Genomic DNA, 3083 nt, shown 5'->3' with positions numbered 1-3083 from the left:
GCTCTTCCGAGGGGAGACGGAACGTCGCATTCATTATCGATCGGGAATCTTTCTCAACGGCGCCGCGATAAAAGTCGTCTTTATCAATTTCGTCGTAGAGAAGTGCGGCCTTTTCTTCATTGTACTGTTTAAAGTGAGCAAGTCCGCCTTTATCCTGGATCCATCCCAGTACCAGGTTGACCATATACACATTAAAAGTGGGCGGGGTGTTAAATATTTTTTCGGTATGGGTTTGATACTGCAGAATAGTCGGTACATTCTCAGTGTTGGCCCTGTCCAGGAAGTCCTTGCGGATAATGACAATCGTTACACCGGCCGGACCCACATTCTTCTGGGCACCCGCGTAAATAATGCCATACCTGGAAACGTCAATCGGTTTGGATAAAAAATCCGAGGAAGCATCACAAACCAGCGGCACGCCATTGGTTTCCGGTTCTGAAGAAAATTGCGTGCCCGCCACCGTGTTGTTGGAAGTGAAGTGTACGTAGACCGGGTCGTCGCTCAGTTCGAGCTGATGGTCCCCGGGAACGCGATCATAACCGCTGTCGCTGCTGCTGTAGGGACGATGGACATTACCGAATAGCTTGGCTTCCTTGATCGCCTTGTTCGACCAGCGCCCGGTGTCGATATAATCTGCGGTTTGACCTTCCCGCAAGAAATTATACGGTGCCATCATGAACTGAGAGCTGGCGCCTCCCTGCAGGAACATGATTTCAAAGTCATCTCCCAGGCCGAGGAGCTCTGTCAGCCGCGATTTGGCCTGCCGGTCGATGGCTTCATATTCCGGGCTTCGGTGACTCATTTCCGCAATTGAGCGGCCTTTGTTTTTATACTCCACCAACCCTTCCGTTGCTTTTTTAAGGACTTCTACCGGTAAGACAGCGGGACCTGCGCTAAAATTGTGAACACGATTCATAATAAATAGAGTGTATTTGTTGGGTTAAAAAGTGTGGACAAGTAGTCCGGATCGCAATTTGGGTTCAAACCATGTTGACTTCGGTGGCATAAGTAACCCTTCGTCAGATACAGCGATCAGTTCTTCAATACTGGTCGGATACATACTGATGGCCATGCCGGCCTCTCCTTTATCGACAAGCTGCTCCAGTTCCCCGGTGCCGCGAATGCCTCCCACAAAAGAGATATTCTTGTCGCGGCGGGGATCCGTAATATCGAGCATGGGAGCAAGCAGAAACTCCTGGAGCCTGTGTACATCCAGTTGTTCAACGCTGTTTGGATTTTCAGTCACCGGTAAGGTGGTGCCATACCACGCTCCATCAATATAAATGGAAAGATCCCCTTTCTGAGATGGACTGGGGTCGGCATCCTTTCTTAATTCAAAACGCTTCCCGAGTTGAGAGAGAAAATCGTCAGGTACAGTGTGGACGATGCGGTTGTAGGCCAAAATACGCATGTCGGACATGGGGAAGACCACCGCCGGAAAGAAATTATACTCCTCCATGCCGGTATGGTTGTTATTCTTCTCCCGTTTTTCCGCTGCAGCGCGCGAAGCACTTTTGCAGCGGTGATGTCCGTCGGCAATATACAGCTTTGGAATATTCTCAAACGCCTGTTCAAAGGGAGTTGTATCCTCCACGTTCCAGAGCCGGTGTGTTACCCCGTCGGAGGCGACAAAGTCGTATAGCGGATCTTTCTGAACGGCCTCATCGATAAGTTGTTGGGTTTGGTCGTCGTCTTTAAAGGTGATCATGACCGGTTCTGCGTGGGCCTGCTGCGTCAAAATATGGCGGGTTCGGTCATCCTCTTTCATAGGACGCGTGAGCTCATGTTTTAGGATGACTTCGTCGTTGTAATCCTGTACCGACACACAGCTGAAGATGCCGGTTTGGGGCCTCCCTTTCCAGATAAGCCGGTAAATATAAATGCACGGCTGGTCTTCCTGTTGCAGGATATGGTCCGAGAGGAGCTGCGATAGATTTTCAGCCCCTTTTTCATAGACGGCGTCATCATAGGGATCAATATCCCCGGGCAGATCGATTTCTGGTCTAATCACATGCAGAAAACTGTTTGGCTTGCCTTCCGCCAGTGTTCGCGCCTCGTTAACGTTAATAACATCGTAGGGTACGCAGGCGATTTCCTCTACGTTCTCTGGGGCGGGTCGCCATGCTTTAAAAGGATGTAAATGGGCCATTAGGATGAAAAAAATATCTGTTAAATAACATTGTTGTGACAGCTACCAAAGGTAGTTGTTTGACGGGAATAATTAAAATTTCAAATAAGAATAATGGTCCTCTCCCCAAGGTCAATCTTGTGCCGGGCCATACGTTTTTATAGCCGCAAGTTAAAGGCGTCAGACGACCTTCTGCCGTCCGGCGAATAGCTGAAGTGAGCCTTCATCATTCTATTTAAACCCGTACCGGCCGTCCGGGACGGGTAGCGCTCTCAATTGAAGAAAAAGAGCCCTTGTAAAACAGGAATCTTGTCCAGAGCCCTGGTAAGACGTCGGTGAAACCGAAGGATTACGATCGCATATGATAGGATTCCAAACGGATGTTAATCCCGGCATGGGGTAAAACATCGGTCTTACAAGGCTCTAATATTAATCAAGAACCTTTATCCTGATATTTTTCCATCGGACTTTCACTTCATTTTCGGGGGTGGCCGAATGAATCTGAAGGGCGATAGAACCGGTCGCCTCGCCAATTTTTTCATCTTTCAGGTGGACCATCTGCTGGTCGTTCAGCCAGCTTGTCACTTCGTCTCCCTCCACACGAATGGTCATATGATTCCAGTCATCGGGCTTCAACGCCGCTTTTTCCTCCTCCGGGCTGGGCTGGATCAGCCATCCCCTGCCGTACGACTCATAAATTCCTCCCGTATGAGATCCCGGGGGGGCTACCTCTACCTGCCAGCCGCTGATTTTGGTCCCTTCCAGGTTTGACCGGATAAATACACCGCTGTTACCGTTGGACTCCTGTTTGAAATCCAGCTCCAACACAAAGTTCTTATAGTTTTCTTCCGTGGAGAGATAGCCGTATTCTCTGTCAGGGCCACTTTCACAGACCAACTCTCCATCCTCGACATACCACTTCTCGGTCCCGTGAACGTTCCATCCCGAGAGATCT

At 49.6% G+C, this 3083-nt stretch carries 3 protein-coding genes; all 3 read right to left on the bottom strand.

What is annotated here, in order from left to right; genetic code table 11:
- Positions 1-916: 3-phosphoserine/phosphohydroxythreonine transaminase (gene serC / locus ACESLU_RS12500; protein ID WP_372638974.1), on the bottom strand; the 916-nt coding region annotated here is incomplete at its 3' end.
- 24 nt (positions 917-940) lie between these two features.
- Entirely contained in the window at positions 941-2149 is a 1209-nt protein-coding gene (locus tag ACESLU_RS12495) for a DUF1015 domain-containing protein (protein WP_372638973.1), read from the bottom strand.
- A gap of 408 nt (positions 2150-2557) precedes the next feature.
- Positions 2558-3083: DUF1080 domain-containing protein (locus ACESLU_RS12490; protein WP_372638972.1), on the bottom strand; the 526-nt coding region annotated here is incomplete at its 5' end.

Origin of the sequence: Fodinibius sp., from assembly GCF_041642155.1 — a bacterium.
In the GTDB taxonomy this organism is placed as follows: Bacteria; Bacteroidota; Rhodothermia; order Balneolales; family Balneolaceae; genus Fodinibius.
This window is presented reverse-complemented; position numbering and strand designations above follow the sequence as displayed.

Bases quoted from the DNA above. Each gene is read 5' to 3' on its own strand.
- ACESLU_RS12495 (WP_372638973.1), bottom strand. From the start codon at position 2,149: ATGGCCCATTTACATCCTTTTAAAGCATGGCGACCCGCCCCAGAGAAC.